General features: G+C 35.9%; 15 protein-coding genes. 9 read left to right on the top strand and 6 right to left on the bottom strand.

What is annotated here, in order from left to right; translation table 11 throughout:
* Positions 1 to 252 precede the first annotated feature (252 nt).
* Positions 253 to 1,014: a DeoR/GlpR family DNA-binding transcription regulator gene (locus YQ22_RS11595; RefSeq protein ID WP_071341332.1), complete on the top strand. Its 762-nt coding sequence runs from the start codon at positions 253 to 255 to the stop codon at positions 1,012 to 1,014.
* A gap of 11 nt (positions 1,015 to 1,025) precedes the next feature.
* Positions 1,026 to 1,487 (top strand): hypothetical protein, encoded by a 462-nt coding sequence (locus YQ22_RS11590; protein WP_071341331.1) that lies wholly within the window; start codon positions 1,026 to 1,028, stop codon positions 1,485 to 1,487.
* Positions 1,488 to 1,575: 88 nt separating this feature from the next.
* Here YQ22_RS11590 and YQ22_RS11585 read toward each other — a convergent pair whose 3' ends face one another.
* The 3 genes from YQ22_RS11585 to YQ22_RS11575 all read right to left on the bottom strand — a co-directional run bounded on the left by YQ22_RS11585 (position 1,576) and on the right by YQ22_RS11575 (position 7,586).
* Complete coding sequence (locus YQ22_RS11585) at positions 1,576 to 3,171, bottom strand: choice-of-anchor I family protein (RefSeq protein ID WP_071341330.1); 1,596 nt, start codon at positions 3,169 to 3,171, stop codon at positions 1,576 to 1,578.
* Positions 3,172 to 3,315: 144 nt separating this feature from the next.
* Positions 3,316 to 6,879, bottom strand: a complete 3,564-nt coding sequence (locus YQ22_RS11580; RefSeq protein ID WP_071341329.1) for a metallophosphatase — start codon at positions 6,877 to 6,879, stop codon at positions 3,316 to 3,318.
* Between the two features lie 254 nt (positions 6,880 to 7,133).
* Positions 7,134 to 7,586, bottom strand: coding sequence for an Lrp/AsnC family transcriptional regulator (locus YQ22_RS11575; RefSeq protein WP_071341328.1), 453 nt, complete (start codon positions 7,584 to 7,586; stop codon positions 7,134 to 7,136).
* 170 nt (positions 7,587 to 7,756) lie between these two features.
* On the opposite strand from YQ22_RS11575, the gene YQ22_RS11570 reads away from it, so the two are divergent.
* The 3 genes from YQ22_RS11570 to YQ22_RS11560 all read left to right on the top strand — a co-directional run bounded on the left by YQ22_RS11570 (position 7,757) and on the right by YQ22_RS11560 (position 10,587).
* Entirely contained in the window at positions 7,757 to 8,899 is a 1,143-nt protein-coding gene (locus YQ22_RS11570) for a histidine decarboxylase (protein ID WP_071341327.1), read from the top strand.
* Between the two features lie 227 nt (positions 8,900 to 9,126).
* Entirely contained in the window at positions 9,127 to 9,672 is a 546-nt protein-coding gene (locus YQ22_RS11565; RefSeq protein WP_071341326.1) for a TetR/AcrR family transcriptional regulator, read from the top strand.
* 54 nt (positions 9,673 to 9,726) lie between these two features.
* Entirely contained in the window at positions 9,727 to 10,587 is an 861-nt protein-coding gene (locus YQ22_RS11560; RefSeq protein ID WP_071341325.1) for an SDR family oxidoreductase, read from the top strand.
* A 76-nt stretch (positions 10,588 to 10,663) separates the two neighbouring features.
* Here the strand turns inward: YQ22_RS11560 and YQ22_RS11555 are convergent, their stop codons facing one another.
* Positions 10,664 to 11,146: a hypothetical protein gene (locus YQ22_RS11555; protein WP_156894563.1), complete on the bottom strand. Its 483-nt coding sequence runs from the start codon at positions 11,144 to 11,146 to the stop codon at positions 10,664 to 10,666.
* A 279-nt stretch (positions 11,147 to 11,425) separates the two neighbouring features.
* Between YQ22_RS11555 and YQ22_RS11550 the strand changes: the two genes are divergently transcribed.
* Positions 11,426 to 17,461 (top strand): alpha-2-macroglobulin family protein, encoded by a 6,036-nt coding sequence (locus YQ22_RS11550; protein WP_232231172.1) that lies wholly within the window; start codon positions 11,426 to 11,428, stop codon positions 17,459 to 17,461.
* A gap of 164 nt (positions 17,462 to 17,625) precedes the next feature.
* On the opposite strand, the gene YQ22_RS11545 is transcribed toward YQ22_RS11550, so the two are convergent.
* Positions 17,626 to 19,674, bottom strand: a complete 2,049-nt coding sequence (locus tag YQ22_RS11545) for a M13 family metallopeptidase (protein WP_071341322.1) — start codon at positions 19,672 to 19,674, stop codon at positions 17,626 to 17,628.
* A gap of 269 nt (positions 19,675 to 19,943) precedes the next feature.
* Here YQ22_RS11545 and YQ22_RS11540 point away from each other — a divergent pair, with 269 nt between their 5' ends.
* From YQ22_RS11540 to YQ22_RS11530, 3 genes are all read left to right on the top strand, one after another.
* A complete protein-coding gene (locus tag YQ22_RS11540) occupies positions 19,944 to 20,678 on the top strand; it encodes a carboxypeptidase-like regulatory domain-containing protein (protein ID WP_071341321.1) in 735 nt (244 codons plus the stop codon).
* Complete coding sequence (locus YQ22_RS11535) at positions 20,675 to 21,325, top strand: transglutaminase domain-containing protein (protein ID WP_071341320.1); 651 nt, start codon at positions 20,675 to 20,677, stop codon at positions 21,323 to 21,325. The genes YQ22_RS11540 and YQ22_RS11535 overlap by 4 nt, the downstream gene beginning before the upstream one ends.
* A 62-nt stretch (positions 21,326 to 21,387) precedes the next feature.
* Positions 21,388 to 21,681, top strand: coding sequence for a hypothetical protein (locus YQ22_RS11530; protein ID WP_156894562.1), 294 nt, complete (start codon positions 21,388 to 21,390; stop codon positions 21,679 to 21,681).
* Between the two features lie 98 nt (positions 21,682 to 21,779).
* Here the strand turns inward: YQ22_RS11530 and YQ22_RS11525 are convergent, their stop codons facing one another.
* Positions 21,780 to 22,298, bottom strand: a complete 519-nt coding sequence (locus tag YQ22_RS11525) for a DUF4136 domain-containing protein (RefSeq protein WP_071341318.1) — start codon at positions 22,296 to 22,298, stop codon at positions 21,780 to 21,782.
* Positions 22,299 to 22,334: the final 36 nt, after the last annotated feature.

Below are 22,334 nucleotides of genomic sequence, written 5' to 3'. Positions count from 1 at the left end.
GAAACAATTCAAAATAAAATATTATTTAAATGTTACTAGAAACGGCATAAAACAACTCATTTAAACAATTATGAAGTATAAAAATTACGAACTATTCAATTATTTCTTGATTCAAACAATACAAGCATAGACTCTTACTCCTCTACGCTAATTTTGAAATAAAGTTTCGTTTTGTTACCATTATGAATCTTATTCATAGCCACCCTTTTACATAAAAGCTTATATATTTGTATAAACCGAAACCCACTTACGTTGAATATTGTAGACCGCCATAAATTAATTTTAAGCAAACTAGAAGAACAAGGTTTTGTAAAGGTGAATGACCTTAGCAAGGAATTCAACGTATCTCTAGTGACCATTAGAAAAGATCTTAAATTATTAGAAGATCGAAAATTACTTTTTAGATCTCACGGTAAAGCCATACCTGCCAACCCATATATTGTTGAAAATTCGGTTAATATTAAAGAGAAATTTCATCAGGAGGAAAAAAATAAAATTGCGATCGCCGCAGCTTCTAACCTTGAACCTAATGATTGTATTATAATAGCCTCAGGTACATCAGTAATAGAATTTGCCAGGCATATAAAACCAATTGAAGGCCTTACCGTTTTAACCGCATCTTTAAACACGGCATTAATATTGGGGGAACACAATGAAATAGATGTTATGCAACTTGGTGGCAACATAAGGTCCAGTTCATCTTCGGTAGTGGGGCCAATAGCAGAGAAAATGCTTACCGAGTTCACCTTTACCAAATTATTTTTGGGAGTTGATGGTATTGACCTTGAATTTGGGCTTACCACTACAAGCTCTATGGAAGCATCTTTGAACAAACAAATGATAAAAGCTGCACAAAAAATTATTGTACTGGCAGATTCATCTAAATTCAACAAAAAAGGATTTGGTAGAATTTGTGGAATAGATGAAGTTGACCACATTATTACGGATGCCGGTATTGACGAAAAGACAAAAGCAAGACTCATTAAATTAGGTGTAGAACTTACTATCGTTTAAAAACGAAGGTCATGAAACTTATTCCATCAGAAAAAATTGAGCTAACTACGGCATTTACTACAGCTGAAATAGAGAAACTTCTAATGGAAAACATTAGAGAGCATAAAAGCTATAAAGTCAGCTTTAATAAAGAAGATACCAAGAGTGGTTATTTCATTGGTCACGTTTACCCTAATGGATTTAGCTGTAAAAAATTTACGTACCAACGAAATTCATTTCTACCCCAAGGGACGAACGTAAAAATCAATCTAAAGATAGATTCATTTATAACTATATTTCTTTATTTGTTCAATACAGTAATTTTCTGTGTGTTTCTTGTTACGCTTTATATGGTAACCACCCAAAGTAGTGCGCCATATATTGCTTCGATTCCATTGGCTATCTTACTCACATTTACGGCATTGCCCCATATTGGTTTTCAATTGGAAAAAGAACATACAATTGCTGAGCTAAAAAAAATACTAACCTCTTAACATCCATATTAAATCATAAAAAAACGCCAAACATTTCTATTTGGCGTTTTAATTTTGGAGTATTGCTCAAGGAGCAAATTTAAAAACGTTATTTTAATTCATAAATAGCTATAGTGCTAGATACCTCATGAGTTGCTATCATTAAATAGTTACCTGTAGGGCTATCATCTTTATCAACTACGATTATACCTTCTGGCGAAATATCAGTACCATCATAAATCCAAGTAACAAAAACAGGATTGAATGGATTTGTAATGTTGTAAGCCAAAATTCCGCTTGTTCTTTCCAATCCTACGAACAACAAAGTTTCATCACCTACTTTTAAGGTTACTACCGCTTCGGGCTCAGCTCCTTTATCATCTGATCGTTCATCTACCTCGCCCTCATCTTGATTGAATACTGAAGGCGCCAATGCCAATGTTCTTCTGGCAATTTCAGAACCAGAGTCATACACTAACTGACCATTTGCATCCCAAATAGAGAAGGAACGGGCACCATAGGTATAAATTTGCTCGTACAACCCATCATTATCTTCATCTCCGTTTGCAGTAGTAGTTTTTAGACGACCCAAATTTTCATCTTCTTGCAACATATCAAAATCTGGATAAAAAGCAGGGTCTAAATCTAGGTCCTTTACACGCACCTCTTCAGAGTATCCATCATAATCCCTAGCATCTCCTTCATTCGCAGAAACCACATAACCATTTCCATTTGCCGTGAAATAATCTATAGCATCTGGCATATAAAAACCTAAAACATTCCAGTTCTGTAAATTCCCAGGAATACCATCATCATTAGAGGCATCAATTTCATTCCCTGAAACATTGTGATTTTTTGTACCTAAACCTACAAGACCGGTAATGGTCTTTGAAGCTAAATCTACAATGGCCATACCATTGTTTTCTTGCAAACTAATGTAAGCTGTGGCAGAATCATCTGAAATGGCAACATACTCCGGCTCTATATCTTGCACAAATGTTGACATACCGTGATTTCCAAAAACTCTGAATCCGTTTCCGGGATCTGTTTGTCCGGTAAAATAAACTTGAGTTACCGTTTCGGTAGCTACCTCAACAATTGTGATTGAGCCTTCTGGATCTACCGTATAATCATCATTTGGTTCGCCCTCATTAGCAGAAACGATATATTCACCATCAGGAGAAAAAGCAACCATATCTGGCAATGCACCCGCCGGGTAAGACACTAATAAAGATTGAGTATCTGTAGCGTAGGTTTCAATAGTTCCATCGGCTTGCTTATCCATATTCTCAACGGCAACAGCCAACACTCCATTATGAACCGCCACTGAATTTGGATTTCCAGCCAATGCAATTGAAGTCCCTTTAACCGGATTTGAAGCATCCGTCAAATCTAACACCGAAACCTCATTTTCTTCAGGGTTAACAATGAACAATTTATTTGTAGCGGCATCAAAAGCGGAGATTTCTGCAAAAGCTTCATCATTTCCATTGGTGAAAGTTCCTATTTTAGAAAAGCTCAGTTGATCGATCGTGATTGGAAATTCGGCATCCATTCCGTCAGCTCCATCTTCCCCGTCGGCACCATCAACACCATCTACTCCGTCAACACCGTCAACACCGTCCATACCATCATCTGCACAAGAGGTAAATAAAATAGAAATTCCAAGAATTGCTACACAAAAAGGTCGTAATACATTTTTCATTTTAATACAGTTTGGTTTTAAGTATCAAAACAAAAAGATCAATGTAAAGTTCGAGTTAACTGAGGCGGAAATAATTATTATGAACACATTAAGTTCATGTAAACAAGCACTTTTACTTTGTAAAATTTATGGTAGGAACGGTGTTTAAAAATTAAAGCCTACACTGAATATGACACGGTTACCATCTTCCCCATGATAAAAACCTAAGTTACCGGTTAGTGCACTAAAGCCCGAAACCCACACAGAGCCACCGTAGTCATTATGCCATTTTGAAGAAGTATCGTTCTCCGTCCACACTCGTCCATAATCAAAACCTGCACTTACACCTAATTGAAGCGGAATAAAATTGGTCTTAAATCTCGTTAAACCCACCCTTACATCAGTACTTTGATAAAAAGCGGTTTTACCATTAAACCGCTCATTTCTATAAGCCCTTAAACTCTGGTTGCCTCCTAAAACAGCACCGTGATAAAATTCATAATTCTCACCTATTACCGTTTCGCCCGCAATTTTAGTTGCTATTACGGCAATACCACTGGGATGTAGCGGATACGTTAATTTCAGTGTAGGTTTTATATAACCAAAACGATTATCAAAACCATTAATACTAGATCTGTAACCAGTAATAACATCTGCCTCCATAGCCCTATTTGGAAACGCCGGATCGTTTTGGTTTTTATAATTATAACCTAACTCAGCGGTGACATATAATTGATCTTCATATACATCATTATCAGATGTAAAAGCCTGCCCTACAAAACGATCATCATCATTTGACACATCAAAAGATTCTAATGCGGTCCTCACATAAAAACTGTTACCCCTATGTTTATGCACTAAATAAGGAGAGAACTTCCACTGGCGCATGCGCACCCTATTGAAATCTCTATCAAGGTCACCATCAAATGCAGAATTATTTCCTTCTCCAAAATAGTTCATTGTAAAATTGGGACTGGCATAGCGAAAATCGAAACCTAAATTCCAATTGTAAAATACATGACCAAATTCAACATTATAATCGATCGCAAAACCATCTGTAGCAAAAAAATACTCGGCACCTATGGTATGTTGCGTCTCAAAAGGATTATTGACCAACCCATATGTTGTAAAACGATTTTTTAATCCGAATCTGAATCCGGTATCGGCATCATAACCTATACTTGGAAACACAATATTTTCATGATACTTTCTCTTTTGGTAATCATAATTATTAACGTCATAAGAATCTGTAAGCCATTTTCTAGATTTTGAATTTACTATAGTGTTGTTCTTACTTTTATAATCATAGAGTTTTACCTTTTTGGTATTCTTAAAATCATAGGTATCATTTTTCTTCCCTCCCATTATCTTAATATCTATAGGCTTTTCACCATTACCTTCTACAGTAAACGTATCATTACCATCAAGACCATAGACCCAAATCTCATTCGTATGCTTATTGTTATATGAATTTTGAAAAACCACCGAATCTTTTGCTATAGCTATTTCGGTAATGCCGCCTGGCTTACGGGTAATCAAGAACTCATCATCATCTTCGGTACCAAGAACTACCTCAAAATTGCTTAAATAATCGTAATATGATTTGGCAATAGATTCTAGTCCGTCTCGGCGTAACCTTAAATTCTTTTTAATCGTTTCTATACTTTCATCTTGAGCTTCTACGGGCAAAGTTTCAAATGCCGATTCTATGTCAGCATCAGACAGGTTCTCTTGAATAAAATCTACCTGAGATTTCCAATCTTCCCAATTTGCTTTTTTTATAAAAGTTTTATCCAAGGGATATCCTGAAAAATTGAACCACTTCGCATTTTTGATATCGGCATCGTAGCTTTCCATTTTTCGCAGTAATGGAAAACTAAACTTTAACAAAGAAATTATTGGTCCGTCATACTTTGGGAAAGCTTGATCCCAATCGCGAGGTATTGCCTCATATCTTTTTTTGCCATCGGCCGTTTTAAATTCTGCCCAGCGCCATTGATCTTGATGGCGATCCCAGTTACCCACCAGCATGTCAAATAATCGCGCACGTATAAAACTAGACTCATCAACAAAAGCGTTTTTTGACTCCCTTAGTTCCATACGTAAATCCGTAGTACTTAAAATATCATTGGGCTTCCCAAAGGTTTCAAAGGTTTTATTCTCATCGCCTACATGCTCCTCTAACATAAAAAGTGCATCGCCATAATCTTCATTATAAATACCCAAGCCTTTTTGTTTGGGTACATAATAGATTTTTGGATTTGCATGTAGCACGCCCAAAGACTCAGAAAGTTCATTCATGGAAAACTGCGCATAAGGGTGGGCAGTGGTATAAAAATCTAATAAATAACGCTCAGCAATTGTGTTTTTAAGGTAATCTTCAACATAATGGTTATCTATGGCGGTTGTCTGAAGAAAACGAACAGCACTTTTACGTAAAGCCCTTAGCGTGTACTCATGTTCATTATCATCGATCAATCGTAATGATCTGGATTGTGTACCGCCTCCTTCTGAAATAGGTTTTACATTACCTGGTAGTTCTTCAATATCCAATACCGGAGCTGAAATTTCTTTGCTGTAAAGATTTCTAAAATGATCTCCCCACAGAAATTTATAGAACCCTGTTTTATCGGTTTCCTCTTTTGTATAAATCGATGCTTTTGTAGTTGCACCATATGCTTTCTTCGGATAGGATATCTCATCTGCGGAAAGTCGCTCCCTTTTAATGGTTTTTGTAAAGATTGATTGAGAAGTATTGTCCGTTACTTTAAAAAATTCTACTTGAGAACTACCATCTTTAAATACCGTCAATTTTGCATATCCTTGCTTTTCACTCTCAAAATGCTCTTCTTTTGGGGCTCTAGCCTTATCTATTTCACCTATTGCACCACTGATGATCTGTGGAATACCATCATCTTCCAAGTACTGTAGATTACGGTCTTTACCAGAAACGAAAATAACATCTTCAAACTGACTAGCAATAGTTTCCATTCTACCACGCAGTTGTCTATTTTGGCTATTTTGATATGACTCTGGTGTAAAACCACCCATTTTATCAATAACCGAAACCTTTGTATTGCTCATCACCGGTTGGTAGACCGCTACGATTACGGTTTTACCCTGACTATCTTTTAAATCATCTTTAAATTCTGCCAAGAATTGATCTCTAGTCTTATGCTCACATTTTTCATTAATATATGGGTGAGCGTCCCAATCTTCTAAAAACCATTGAGAATCTACCATTTCTAGCACCACATCATTATTTATTGTTTCCTTTTCCAATGGGCAACCATCATTAGGCCAAAATTTAGCCTTGCTATTATCTTGTAAAAAAGATTCTAGGTCATCTATACTCTGCGGCGCATCTTTCAACCATTCATTTTCTCCAGGGGTCAGGATTACGTTTCCATTAAAATTATCCCATAAGTTCATCAATGGTTGCAGATTATTTTTAACTTCATTTTGCTCATCATCATGAGAAGAAAACCCATCCTTATCCAATACATTACCAATTAACAACAAGGTAGCTTCATTATCATTTACCGAGGCGTTATTGATTTGTTCCAGAATTTTTTGAGCTTCGTTAAAAGGTACATTTCCAACATTCGAGGTGATATAAAAAGAATGCGAAACCTCTTTTTTTGAATTAGAATTCTCAGGTTCTGTCCATTGCGAGAACGAATAGGAAAAGCAACATATAATGAAGGAAAATAATAATAGTGAACGCATGTATACCAAGGTTTGTTAACAATCTACAAAGTTTCGGTTTTGATGATGTTCATCTCAGACCAAATAGAAAATATCCAAAAAAAGGAAGAGATGATTTAAAATACCATCGAATACCATCTAAACTGTAGAATTTTTGATTTAGTTTACCAGAATTCAAAGTTAGATATTGACTGATATCATGCTAACCCAAAACATCTTTTAAATGACTTTAAAAATCTGCTACGCCTGTACGTTATAAAAGTCTTATATCATTCTTACAGATTAAAGGCAGAAGTATCTTTAACAGAATCAAGAACAAAAGAACTATGTATGGTAGAAATACCATCTATAATGGAGAGCTTTTCATTAATAAAGCTATGAAATGAAGAAATATCATTTACCGCTATCTTTAATAAATAATCAAAATTACCAGATACTTGGTGGCACTCCATAATATCTGGCAGCAACAATATTTCCTTTTTAAAGTTATCTGCAAGTTTCTTTTGCTGCTTGGAAAGGGTTACTTGGCAATAGGCTATAAGTTCTTTTCCTATTTTGCTTCTATCCACTAAGGCTACATATGATTTTATAATCTCTTGCTGTTCCAGCTTTTTGATCCTTTCATAAGTTGGTGTAACACTTAAACCTATTTTAGAGGCTATTTCTTTGGTGTTTTGCTTAGCATTTTGCTGCAGTTGCATTAAAATTTTTCTATCTGTAACATCCATAGTAGTTTATTATTCTATCTAACAAGATAATCCAAGTTTAAACAGTATTAAAAATCTAAAAATATCAAATAAAAAGATATATACACTAATATTTAATAATATAAAGAATCACAATACCATTAATTGTAATTTTACAGTGATAAAAATCCATATTTAAAAAATTAAAATAAATGAATAACGAACAAAAGATAGATGAGCTGTTGACCAAGTTAATTCAAGAAAAAGATAGAGTTATTGGTTACCCGGTTGCAAAAGACTTTGATTATTCTAGGCTATATGAATTTTTAAAACACCCCATAAACAATGTTGGCGATCCCTATGAGGACAATACATACAAAGTACAAACCCATGAAATGGAACGGGAAGTAGTAGACTTTTTTGCCCAACTTTTTAGGGCAGACCCAACCGATTTTTGGGGCTATGTTACCAATGGAGGATCCGAGAGTAATTTATATGGTTTATACTTAGCAAGGGAATCTCACCCAAAAGCCATGGTTTATTTTTCTGAATCTACCCACTACAGCGTAAAGAAAAACATACACTTGCTTAACTTACCAAGTATTACCATTAGAGCCCAAGAAAACGGTGAACTAGATTACGAAGATCTTGAGAATACGTTACAACTGAACAGAGATAAACCTGCCATTATCCTTACCACCTTTGGCACCACAATGACAGAAGCCAAAGATGATGTATCTGAAGTAAAGAGAATACTGAAGAAATTGGCTATTCAAAATCATTATATACATTGCGATGCTGCCTTGGCCGGTTCTTACGGTCCATTTATTGACCCCCGCATTCCTTTCGATTTTCAAGACGGTGCTGATAGCATTTCAATTAGTGGTCACAAGTTTATTGGTTCCCCGTTTCCTTCTGGAGTAATCATTGCAAAGCGTTCATTAAGAGATCGTATTGCAAGGGGCATTTCATACATTGGTTCTTTAGACACTACCATAACCGGTTCTAGAAATGGCCATAGTCCATTATTCTTATGGTATGCCATTAAAAAAATGGGCGTAAAAGGGTTAGAAGCACGGTACCGACATAGTTTAGAGACCGCCGAATATTGCAAGGAAGAATTACAGAAAATAGGAATTAACGCCTGGACCAATAAAGGTGCCATTACCGTTGTACTGCCCAAGGTGTCCGAGACCATTAAAAAGAAATGGCAACTGGCTACAGATGATATTACACATGTAATTTGTATGCCCAATGTAACTAAGTCTCAAATTGATGAATTTATAAAAGATTTGGTGGTTGAAAATAATCTAAAAAACAACCTACCTCACAAAGAGTTTGAGTTACAGGTATAATTAACCTGATTCCATATACCCCATTTCACCGAAATTTGAAATGGGGCTTAACTTAAAAAAGATAAAACATTATCTATGTACGTGCACACTTCTTAACGTGAAACAAGCATAATATTTGTGTTTTGCTCAAACAGATATTTCTAGTGATAAATTCTATAACATTCCATACTTAAAATAAGTCGTTTAAATATTTAGAATAAACATTCCAATCGTTGTACATTTGCAACGTGAATAAAAAAGAATCGATCATATCATCGGCTTTACAATTGCTAACTGAAAAAGGAGTGCATAACACACCTATGTCTGCCATTGCTAAGGCTTCAGGCACAGGAATGGGAACTATTTACAACTACTTTCCTAACAAAGATGCTTTGATCAATGACATTTACACCAGAATTAAAAATGAAGAAAAAGAAGTATTCTTAAATTTTGAATCTGACAATCCTATCAAAACTCAATTCGAGAACTATTTTACCTCTATTATTACCTTTTTTGTTCAAAATTCAACCTATTTTCAGTTCATGGAGCAATTACAAGCTTCTCCTATAATTACCCTTGAGAGTAAAGAAGTTGGTAAAGTGGCGGTAGCACAAGTAGTAGAACTCTTAGAAAAAGGCAAGCAAGACCGCATTATTAAGGACATTGAAATAGAAGAATTACTTATGTTCATTGGTGGCTCAATACTTTCTTATTTACGTTACCATTTTAATCAGTCAAAAAAAACATCTCCCGAGCATCAAATGATAATGGTTTGGGATGCTATCAAGGAATAAAAAAATTTATCAATTAATTGGAATGAACATTCACTCCAGAATAAATTAAATAATATGAAAAAAAATGTATTAATTACGGGAACATCAACAGGAGTTGGCTTTGAAACTGCTATTCTTTTTGCTAAGAACAATTACAAAGTATACGCCACCATGCGTAATCTTAAAAAAGCTGACAACCTGAAAAAGAAAATAACAGAGGAAAATCTTGATATTGCCATTTTACCGCTAGATGTCACAAAACTAAACTCTATTAAATCTACCGTTGAAACCATTATTGAAAAAGACGGAAAAATAGATGTATTGGTAAATAATGCAGGTGCAGGTTTTGCAAAAACTACTGAACAAGCCAGTGAAGAAGAAATTAGATGGGTAACGGAGGTGAACTACCACGGAGTGGTTTTTTGCACTCAAGTAGTTTTGCCTTATATGCGGAAGCAAAAAAGTGGACAAATAATCAGTATCACCTCTGTTGGCGGCCTAGTAGGGCAACCATTTAATGAATTGTATTGCGGAGCCAAATTTGCGGTAGAAGGCTTTATGGAAGGCTTGGCGACGTACGTAAGCGATGCATTCAATATCAAGATAAGTTGTGTTGAACCAGGGGGAATTGCAACTGAATTTATGACTTCTGCGATAGAAAAAACCGCTGTAGAGGGACAGTTTGCCACAGGTGAATACCTACCTATTTTTGAAAGATATATGGCTGGCAACCAAAAACGTGCAGGTGAAAGCAAAACGTCCGTATACCAAACCGGTTTAGAAGTTGCAGAAGTGATATTAGAAGTTGCAAAAAATGAGCATCCACCATTACGTATAAGAACTTCTCAATGGGCAGAAGATTTCTGTAATTTAAAAACAAAAGCAGATCCAGATGGCACAAAAATAGTTCAACAGATTAGAGCATCTTTTCTGTAATAATTAGATCAAGAATAATACAAATATTAAAAGCGCAGATCATTTTAGTCTGCGCTTGCTATATTAATGATATTATTTAGAATGCCAGATAAACTGCTATAATACGCGAAGCGGTTTGAAACGAATCTTCATCAACCGGAACCATTTGCATTCCTGTTTTGAAATTTTTATCCAAAAATTCCCCTTCATCATTCCATTGCATTATAATACCTGGACCGTCGCTGATAGTTCCTTCTTCATCAACTTCAATAATCTTATCTCCCTCTTTATCTATAAGTATGTTTGTACTTGTTAAGGTCGCCAACAAACCTCCACTTGTATTGTAAATAGTACCATTGACTTTTATAGCACCTACAACTTGGTCCCTAACCGTAACCAAACCATTCTTACTCACAGCAATTAACACTTTACCACTTTCATTTTGTAATTCAAAACCAGAAGAAGTGAATCTTTCAGAATTACTACACGAAAATAATATAATCGAAAAAAGTAAAAAACAGCATAATTTTCTCATAAACGGTAAAATAGAAAAAAGAACAACAGTTAAAATGCTACGCATACCCACATTTAATCTTTAAGTTACCATGGACACCAACAATATTACAATTTCTAACTGTTCAACTACTAGAGCCAATTAAAAAAACCTTTACACTTCAGAGTATGTACTAGCTCATTTACCAATCCTATTTATATCTTCACTAAATTTTCAAGTAATAGGTACTAACTAATCGAAAGCAACAGTTCACTCATTTTTCATTGCATTTAAAATTACCTTGGCACAGTTTTGTATTGTAATTTTACTATGATGAAAAAACTATATTTAATCTTAACTGTATTCATGTTTTCACAATTTGGTAATGCCCAGGCAAATAACTCGTACGATCAACTTTGGCAACAGGTAGACAAACATGAGTTGGAGAACAGGACCAAATCTGCACTACAAGTTGTAGAAACGATTTTTTCAAAGGCAAAAGAAGAAAACAATTATACGCAAACCATTAAGGCATTATTGCATAAGTCTGCTTATGTAATGACACTTGAGAAAGATGCTGAACTGAACATAGTAAATGAGTTTAAATCTGAAATTGTACTAGCAGATGCCCCTACCAAACAAATTCTGCATAGTCATTTGGCTAACTTATACTGGCAGTATTTTCAATACAACCGATACAAATTTTACAATAGAACAACCACCGAAAGCAAAGTTGACCCAATAGATTTTAGAACATGGGACCTTGACACCCTTTTTAAGGAAATAGACGAACATTTTTCGGCCTCGATAATGAATGCAGAAAAAACCCAAAGTTTACCTATTTCAGATTTCGACGAAATACTACATATTCAAGAAAAAACCAGAATATATAGACCTACACTTTTTGATGTATTGGCACATACCGCCTTAAATTTTTATACATCAAATGAAAATAGCATTAACAGGCCACTTAATACATTTGAAATAGATGACCCTAAAATTTTGTGTGAGGCATATACTTCTAGTTTTTTGAAGTTCAACGACCTCAAAAATACATCGTTACAAGCCAAAGCTTTAGGCATTTACCAGGAACTAGTAGCTTTTCACTTTGGTAACCCCGATATTAATCCCTTGGTAATGGTAGATATTGCGCGCCTGTTGTTCATTCATAAAAATGCCGTTTTCACCAACAAGGACAATTTGTTTCTAGAGGTACTTCAAAACTCTGCAGAGAATATTAAACATAGTCCGCTTTCAGGGTTATATTCCTATGAAATAGCAAAACATTACCAAGAAATAGGGCAAACATACAATCCATCTACCAGTACTGATCACCAATGGAAACTAAAGCAAGCTGTAGATTTGTTAGATGGTGTAATTGCCAAGTTCCCAAACACCCTTGCCGAACAAAAATGTATTGCCTTAAAATCTGAAATCCAAAAACCCAACATTCAATTAACTACCGAAAAATATTTAGCCAAGAACACTGTAGGTCGTATTCTAGTCAACTATAAAAATGTAGAAGAATTAGACCTTACAGCTCGGAAAATCACCCAAAAGCAAATAAACAAATTAGATGAGCTTTATGACACTGCCAACAAACAAAAATTCATCAATGCTTTACCTATAGATACTTCATGGACTGCTCCCTTAAAAACAGAACATGATTTTCAAATGCACGGCATTGAAATTTCTTTACCATCATTAACGAACGGCAATTACGTAATTACTGCAACATCTAAAGATGAACTGGGTAATTTCTTTAGTTTCACAACCGTACAAGTTACCGACTTAGCTATAGTTGAGACACAGACAGGCACCCACAACCATTATCAAGTTATTAATCGTAGCAACGGAAAACCGATCTATAACGCAGAGGTTGTGCTCGCGTATAAAAAGAATTATAGAGACAATATAAACTCCAAAACCTACCATACAGATAAATACGGTAAAATTATAGTAGCAAAAGGTAAAGACAGTTGGGGCCAGATTGATCTTACTGTCAAAAAAAATAATGAAACTGCCTATTTTAAGAATTACTATTTAAATAGGTATTATAGCCAAAACAAGTCTAGCACTAGGCATTCTTGTTTTTTATTTACCGATAGAAGCATTTATAGACCAGGACAGCCTGTGTATTTCAAAGGTATTGCCATACAACAAGAAAACGGAGTTTCTCAGGTTTTACCCAACAAAGAGATTGAAGTAGAACTGCATGATGTAAACGGACAAAAGTTAAAGACATTAAAGCTAACAACCAATGAATATGGTTCTGTCTCAGGAGAATTCATTTTACCAAACTCCGGTCTTACGGGCGGCTACTCCCTAAACACCTATTCAGATATATTTGACCTATCGGGCTACGCTAGTATTTCTGTAGAGGAATACAAACACCCTAAGTTTGAAACCAATTTTAAACCTGTTACAGAAACCTATAAAGTAAATGACAGCGTAGTAGTAAAAGGTGAAGCAAAAGCGTATGCAGGCAGCGTTATTTCTGGCGCAAAAGTGGTGTATCGGGTAAAGCGAATAGTGAACTTACCTAGATGGTATTACTGGTCAAGACCTTATTTTAATATCGCACCTCAAGAAATAACCCATGGTGAAACCATTACAGATGTAAATGGCAACTATGAAATAAAATTTATTGCTGCTCCAGACAATAGTATTGACAGATCTAATCTACCAACATTTAATTTTGAAGTTACTGCAGATGTCACTGATATTAATGGTGAAACAAGAAGTACGACTACCCATGTTGCCGTTGGATACCATTCCTTAAACGTTACTTTACAAGTACCGGAATTCTTTGACAAAACAAAAAAAGATAACAAGATCAACATCGCCAGCACCAATTTAAATGGTGAATTTGCAGCTACAACGGGCAAAGTAACATTATACAAACTACAAGCACCTGGTCATGTTTTAAGACCAAGACCCTGGGCAGCACCTGATTATAGCGGTTTTACCAAAAAGGAATTTAAAGAACTCTACCCACATGACGCCTTTAAAAATGAAAACGACCCCAGTCAATGGGATAAAGAAAAGGTAATCTGGTCATCTAATTTCAATACGGCCGAATCAAAAGAAATAGCTTTTGGCAAAACAAAAAATTGGAAATCAGGCAAATACAGACTAGAGCTAAGTGCAAAAGATAAATTTGGACAACTAGTAAAAGATGTTGCCATTATTACATTTTCTGGTGAGGAAAATGTATTGGCAGACAACCAATTGTTTCAGGTCAAAGCCGATAAACATCAATATGATATAGGAGATACCGCAAAGGTCACTTTTCTTTCAAGTGCAAAGAATTTGAACGTAACCGTTGTTATAGAAAAGGACCAGAAAATTACAGATGTAAAAATCCTTGCGCTGAACAACGATTCCAAAACCATTTCCATACCCGTAACAAAGGATGATTTAGGCGGATTCAACGTAAATTACAGCTACGCTTTTGCCAATGACTTTACCACGAACAAGCAGACCATTTCAGTACCTTACCCTACAACAGATCTTCAAATAGAAACCATTACTTTTAGAGATAAGTTAGCCCCTGGTACAGAAGAAACATGGTCATTTAAAATCAAAGGACCAAAGGGCGAAAAGGTAAGTGCAGAACTTTTAGCCAACATGTTCGATGTTTCTTTAAATCAATTCAGACCACATTATTGGAATTTTAATCCATTAAGCAAACCAAACTATTATTCAGAAAGCAGAATCAATGCACAACATAGTTTTGCCACAAGTAGTTTCTATACCCAATTAAATTATGAAGGTGTAAGCTATCCTAACTTGTCATATGATTCCTTTGACTGGTTTGGGCTAAATTTTGTCACTGGCGGCATGTTCTATGAAACACGGTCTACCGCATTGGCATACTCAAAATCTCCAATGAGAAAGGCTCAAATAGCTAGTGACGCAGGTTTAGATGAAATGGTGGTTACGGGCTCAGCTTTAGCATCGGAATTATCTGGAGCAGTTGCCGGCGTAGAAACAGAGATATTGGAACCAACAAAAGAAACGGATTTAGATGCGGTATCCATTAGAAAAAACCTTCAAGAAACGGCATTTTTCTTCCCAAAATTATTAACGGATAAAGATGGTAATATTTCGTTCACGTTTACCACTCCCGAAGCGCTAACACGTTGGAATATTCAATTATTGGCACACACTAAAGCTTTAGAGAGCAGCATTATTAATTTAACCACCGTTACTCAAAAGGAACTAATGGTAACACCAAATGCACCACGCTTTTTACGTGAAGGGGATACTATTACCATAAGCAGTAAAATATCTAACTTAACCAATAAGAACCTTAAAGGAATAGTACAATTAGATTTAACCGATGCGTTGACAGGTACAGATATCACAGCGCAGTTGTTAACCAACGCTCAGCAACAAAATTCATTTTCTATAGATTCTCTTGGTAACACTCAAGTATCATGGAACCTAAAAATTCCTGAAGGGCTACAAACGGTTCAATATAGAATCATTGCAAAAGCAGGTGATTATTCAGATGGTGAACAAAACATGTTACCGGTACTATCCAACAGAACCCTAGTTACCGAAACTTTACCTATGTGGGTTCGTAGTAACCAAACGAAAACCTTTACCCTTGACAAATTGAAAAACACGTCTTCAGCAACTTTAGATCATCATAAGTTAACTTTAGAAATGACGTCTAATCCTGCTTGGTACGCAGTACAAGCGCTACCGTATTTAATGGAGTATCCGTATGATTGCAACGAGCAGACCTTCTCTAGATATTATGCGAATACATTGGCAAGCCACATTGCCAACAGCAACCCTAGAATTCGTGAAGTATTCGATCAATGGGTAAATTCAGATGCATTATTGAGCAACCTAGAGAAAAATCAAGTATTGAAATCGCTTTTAATTCAAGAAACCCCATGGCTCAGAGATGCACAATCTGAAACCGAACAAAAGAAAAGAATAGGGTTGTTGTTCAATTTGAACAAAATGAAAAATGAGCAACAATCAGCATTGAACAAACTTGTAGAGAATCAGAATTCTAACGGAGCTTGGTCATGGTTCCAAGGCGGTCCGGACAACAGGTATATTACTCAGCATATTGTCACAGGTATGGGGCATTTGAACAAATTGACAGACTCAGAAGCCAACGACACCAATGATTTGTCAATTTTATTCAATTCCAAATCAGAAATGATTGAAAAAGCTATTGAATATCTTGATGACGAGTTCGTAGCTGAATACGAACAAATGAAGAAATATACCTCCAGTATTGATGATGACCATTTAAGTACCCACCAAGTACATTATTTATATATGCGTAGTTTTTTCCCTGAAATAGAAACTTCTAAAAAGGTGCAGGAAATTACAGCTTACTATACAAAACAAGCACAGCAATATTGGACTTCTAGAGGGTTATACGCTCAAGGCATGTTAGCATTGACCTTACATCGTATGAACGATACCTATACAGCTAATAAAATAATACGTGCTTTAGAAGAAAACAGTATAACCAATGATGAGTTGGGTATGTATTGGAAAAGTAACACCAGTTCTTGGTTTTGGTACCAAGCACCTATTGAGACCCAATCATTACTCATAGAAGCATTTTCAGAAATTAAACCAACAGATGTTGAAACCATTGACAATCTAAAAATTTGGCTATTAAAAAATAAGCAAACCAATCAATGGAGTACCACCAAAGCTACTACCGAAGCTGTTTATGCTTTATTATTACAAGGCAGCGATTGGTTATCCGTAACCGATGCCGTAGCTGTAATTATTGGCGGAGAAAAACTAAAGCCTACCACTTTGGAAGATGTCAAAGTAGAAGCTGGCACAGGGTATTTTAAAACCACGTGGAACGGTAATGAAGTTGCACCAAAAATGGGCGAGGTCCAAATAACTAAAAAAGGAAATGGTATTGCTTGGGGCGCATTGTTCTGGCAGTACTTTGAAGATTTAGATCAAATAACAAGCGCAAAAACACCGTTGCAATTGAAGAAAAAAATCTTTTTGAAAAAGAATACCAATTCTGGAGAAGTACTCTCTGAAATTACCGATAAAACCTCATTACAGGTGGGCGATTTGGTACGTATACGTATTGAACTAAAATCTGACAGAGACATGGAATTTATTCACATGAAAGATATGAGGGCAGCAGGTTTTGAACCGGTGAACGTAATATCTAGATACAAATGGCAAGATGGGCTGGGTTATTACGAAAGCACCAAAGATGCCAGCACCAACTTCTTTTTTGACTATTTACCTAAAGGGGTTTATGTATTTGAGTATGATGTAAGGGTCAACAATGCAGGTAACTTCAGTAATGGCATAACCACCATAGAAAGTATGTATGCACCAGAGTTTAGCAGTCATAGTGAAGGTGTTCGGGTATCTGTTGAAGATTAACCTCATTACGAACATAGTGAAGTAATCTGCTTGTTGGCTGACTAAAACTTATTCGTGACCATTAACAGACAGATTGCTTCGTCGCGAAAAACTCCTCGCAATGACGTATTGAAAAAAAAGGGCGCTACTATGTAGCGCCCTTTTATATTATAATAATTAATAAGTTACCAAATACTTACTCTTTTCTCTGGAGCTAAGTACATGTCATCACCTTCTTTGATATCAAAAGCATCGTAAAATGCCTGAATGTTCAACAATGGTTGAGTAGCTCTAACCAAACCTGGAGAGTGTGGATCCGTTTTGATCTGCGTTCTTAACGCTTCATCTCTACTCTTAGTTCTCCAAACCGTAGCCCATGACATAAAGAAACGCTGCTCTGCCGTAAAACCATCAATATCTTCAGGACGCCCATTTTCAGCGTAGTATTTCTGTAAACCATCATAAGCACCTAACAAACCACCTAAATCTCCAATGTTCTCACCTAAGGTAAACTTACCGTTTACATATACATCTGGTAAAACCATAACACTGTCATACTGCACCGCCAAAGCATCGGCTCTTTCTGTAAAAGCTGCCAAATCAGCTTCTGTCCACCAATTCTTAAGATTTCCATCGGCATCAAAACGAGAGCCGCTATCATCAAATGCATGAGAAATCTCATGCCCTATAACAGCGCCAATACCACCATAGTTTACGGCTTCATCTGCAGTATAGTTATAGAAAGGAGGCTGTAAAATTGCTGCAGGAAAAACAATCTCGTTATTCAGCGGATTAAAATATGCATTTACCGTCTGTGGAGACATTCCCCATTCCGTCTTATCCACTGGCTCACCAATTTCTGAGTAGTTCTTTAATTCTCCCCATTTATTAACAGCGGTCATATTCTCAAAATAAGACTTATCGGCAGAAACTTCCATTGTAGAATAATCTTCCCATTTATCTGGGTAAGCAATCTTAACAGTGAATTTATCTAACTTTTCTATAGCCTTTGTTTTTGTAGAATCGCTCATCCAATCTAAAACAGCAATACGCTCTTTGAAAGCATCGATCACGTTGGCTATCATTAACTCTGCCTTCGCTTTTGCTTCTGGCGGAAATTTAGCATCCACGTACAACTGACCCAAAGCTTCACCAACAGTACCATTTACGGTTGCCAATGCACGCTCATCTGCTGGGCGTTGTTCCTTAGCCCCTCTTAGGTATTTGCTATAAAATTCCCAATTGGCGGTTTCAATTTCAGTAGTCAGTTTACCGGCTGCGCTGTTGAACGTATCCCATCTAATCAATGTCTTAATATCTTCAATAGGTGTTGTTTTCAAAAACTTGTCCAAAGCTTCGGTATACCTCAACTGGGTTACCAAAAGGGTATCGAATTTTTTGGTGATTCCTAAATCGGAAATCATCTTTTTCATATCAATTGTCGACATCATCTCGTCAACTTCAGCAACAGTTCTTGGATTATTGTAGTTTCTAGCATCTCTACGCTCTACTTTATTTAAGCGAGGTTCTGCCAATTGTGTCTCCAATGCCAAAATCTTATCCGCTGCTTTATTAGCATCTGCTTCAGAGTCACCCAATTTCTGCAACATTTTAGAAACGTGTTTTTTGTACTCTTCACGAATTTCAATAGATTTTTCATCTTCCTCCAAATAGAAATCACGATCCGGCAACCCTAATCCATTAGCTCCTAAATAAACGGCATTCATGCTACTATTATTTAAATCTGCACCAGCGCCAATATTAAGGAAAGGAGAAGACACCGCGGCATTGGTGGCCAAAACGGTCTGTAAATCTTTTAGATTTTTTATCGATTCAATTTCCTTAAAAGCAGGTTCCAAAGGAGAAATACCTGCCTTGTTTCTAGCTGCGGTATCCAACTTTGTATCAAAAATGGCCAAAGCCTTAGCTTGATCGGTATCTGCAGCGTAGTTACCACTCTCTTTAGCTGTAGCCAATATTTTCAACACATCGTCATCTGTAGATTTACGAAGTACACTGAAGCCTCCCCAACTTGTTCTATCATCAGGAATTTCAGTAAACTTCATCCAATTTCCGTTGACGTAATTATAGAAATCTGATTTAGGGTTTTGGGTAGTATCCATATTGGCAAGAACAATACCAGGGATTTTTTCTGCCTCGGCAGTTGGTTTAGCCTCTTCTTTACAAGAAGCCAATGCTACCAGACCGGCAGCAAATAAATAAACTTTTTTCATTTTGTGAGTTAGTTTTTAAACGTGTCGATGTATAAGACGTAAATTTTGAGTTTTGTTACAAAAACAACACGATTTTATTTTTACATATAAAAAAATAACTACCAATTCACAACATTAATATTTGATTTCTAGCAATTTATCTATAAAAAAAGAATTGAAAAATACGAGAAAAATCTTCTAAACTCACTGAAAACACCACTTTACTCATTATGAGTTTTATAAGAATACCCCTAAACCTACTTTAGAACTATAATTAAAACAACCGCATTATGAAAAGCACATTAACAATTTCAGTAAAAGAACCCTGCAAAGAAAAATTTAGTAATTTTAGTACAACTGAAAAAGGAGGATTTTGCCAAAGCTGTGAAAAAGAAGTTATAGACTTCACCAAGTATTCAGATAAAGAACTTGTACGTTACCTAGGCACTACAAAAAAGAAAACTTGTGGAATGTTCAAAGCTTCTCAACTGAAAACCTATGAAACCAATTCTTTACACGTTATGAACAGTACAATGATACATAAAGGCATAGCTATGATGGGTTTTTCATTATTAGCTCTTTGCGCAACAAAAGTTAAAGGTCAAGAATCTGTGGGTATTCAGTCCCTAACAGAAGTGGTTTCCACACATATAATGGGCGATATTTCATACGTTGAGACAATACAGGAAAAACATACAGTGACAGGTACCATAGTAGATGAAGCCAATGAGCCGTTACCGGGTGTAAATGTTGTTCTAAAAGGTACAGCAATTGGTACACAAACAGATTTTGATGGTAATTTTGAATTTCCCCAACAACTGGTAGAGAATGATGTATTGGTCTTTAGTTTTATTGGTTACGAAACCAAAACTTATAAAATAAAGGCTAATGAAAACGCTAATATTAATCTGAACATTTCTTTTGACACTTATGATGTTGAACTAATGGGCGAAGTGGTTATAGGCGGTGCATATTCCAGCAAAAGAAATATTTTTCAGAAAATTGGAGATATTTTCAGAAAATGAGAATTAGCCAATTGCTATTCATATTGTTATGCACTATAACGTGCATTGCCCAACGATCAGATTTTCAGGAAATCGATTTTACTAAAGCCGATAGTATTGCGTTGAAATACAAAGGTGCAAGTCTAAAAAACATACCTGTACTTACCCACAATCTAACCTCTTCTTTACAAACCGATGTAGAAAAGATCAGGGCAATCTATACGTGGATAGGAACCAATATTGAAAATGATTATTCTTCATACCTAAAAATAAGCCACAAAAGAAAAAGGCTTGCTAAAGACAGGCAAGCCTTTCTAGATTGGAACACTGGCATTACACCAAAAATATTCAAAGCCTTATTGGAATATAAAAAAACTGCCTGTACAGGTTACGCTTATTTGGTTAAGGAAATGACGAACCTGGCAGGATTTGAATGTGATATTATTGATGGCTACGGACGAACTCCCACCTTACTTTTAGAAGAAGATAGCGCCCCTAATCATTCATGGAATAGGATAAAAGTGAATAATAAATGGTATTGGTGCGATGCAACTTGGTCAGCAGGGGAAACTATTATTCTTAACGGTGAACCTATGTTTAACCCAGATTACTTTGATGGATATTTTTTTGCGGAACCAGAATTATTCTCTAAAAACCATTTCCCATAAATACAGCTAAGCAAAACACTATAAATACCACAACGTTCAAATCATTTATAAATGCACCAGTTGTGTATAAAGAAGCTTTTATAGAGCCAATAATTTCAATTGCACCAAAGAACATGCGTAACCAAATTACCAAGGGAACCAGTGTATCGTTCAAATTGAAAGTCCCGGACGATTTCAATGAAAATATACATCTTCTGTTAAATAAAGGAGGAGGTCAAAAAGTTATAAAACCCACCATTACCAAAGAGGAGCGCGAAATCATTTTACAACATACGTTTGATAAAAAAGGAAGCTATGATGTACATATATCTACCAAAGACTATCTTGTAGCAACCTATGTAATCAAAGTAAAATAAAGCACTTTAAGGCAAGCCCATGAGGCATTCAAAGAAAACAAACTTTTAAATTTGAGGCAAGCCTCGGGGTATTATACCCTTTGGCGGCGCCAATAAAATTACTCCGGTGGATACTTACTAAATATCTTATCTACTACCGCTTGTAGTTTTTCTGATTTTTCTTGAGGTGAATCCCCTTCACGAAACAGACTTTCACTTATTGCCTGCCAAATAAGAATATCCTTGTTCGCATCAACAAAATCAATTTGCAGTTCGCGGGTAAGTTTAGGTCCACCTACAGGTATGCCTATGGAAACACCACCACCTACTCTACCGCCTCCGCCGCCAAGGCCTACATCAACGTTGTTCCCAGATTGAGATCTAAAAACACTACTTTTAATATTGATAAAAACATCTGGCTCTTCCGCAAACATGTAACCTTTTTCACCGAGGGTGGCATCTAGGGCATCCATGAGTCTTTTTTCGTCCAATTCGCTTAAGCCGGTTTCCATATCACCAAAATAGTTATAAGTAGAATAGGAAGAAAAATCGGTTTGGCTATCATAATCATAATTAACCCTTGCCACACCGCAAGAAGTCAAAACAACCAATAAAGCACCAATTAAAATTGTTCTCATAACAAGGTATTTTCTTAAAATTAAAGAAATTAAAAG

This window comes from Maribacter sp. 1_2014MBL_MicDiv, assembly GCF_001865655.1.
Classification (GTDB): domain Bacteria; phylum Bacteroidota; class Bacteroidia; order Flavobacteriales; family Flavobacteriaceae; genus Maribacter; species Maribacter dokdonensis.
The sequence above is the reverse complement of the archived record's forward strand: the minus strand, read 5'-3'. Positions and strand labels throughout refer to the sequence as shown.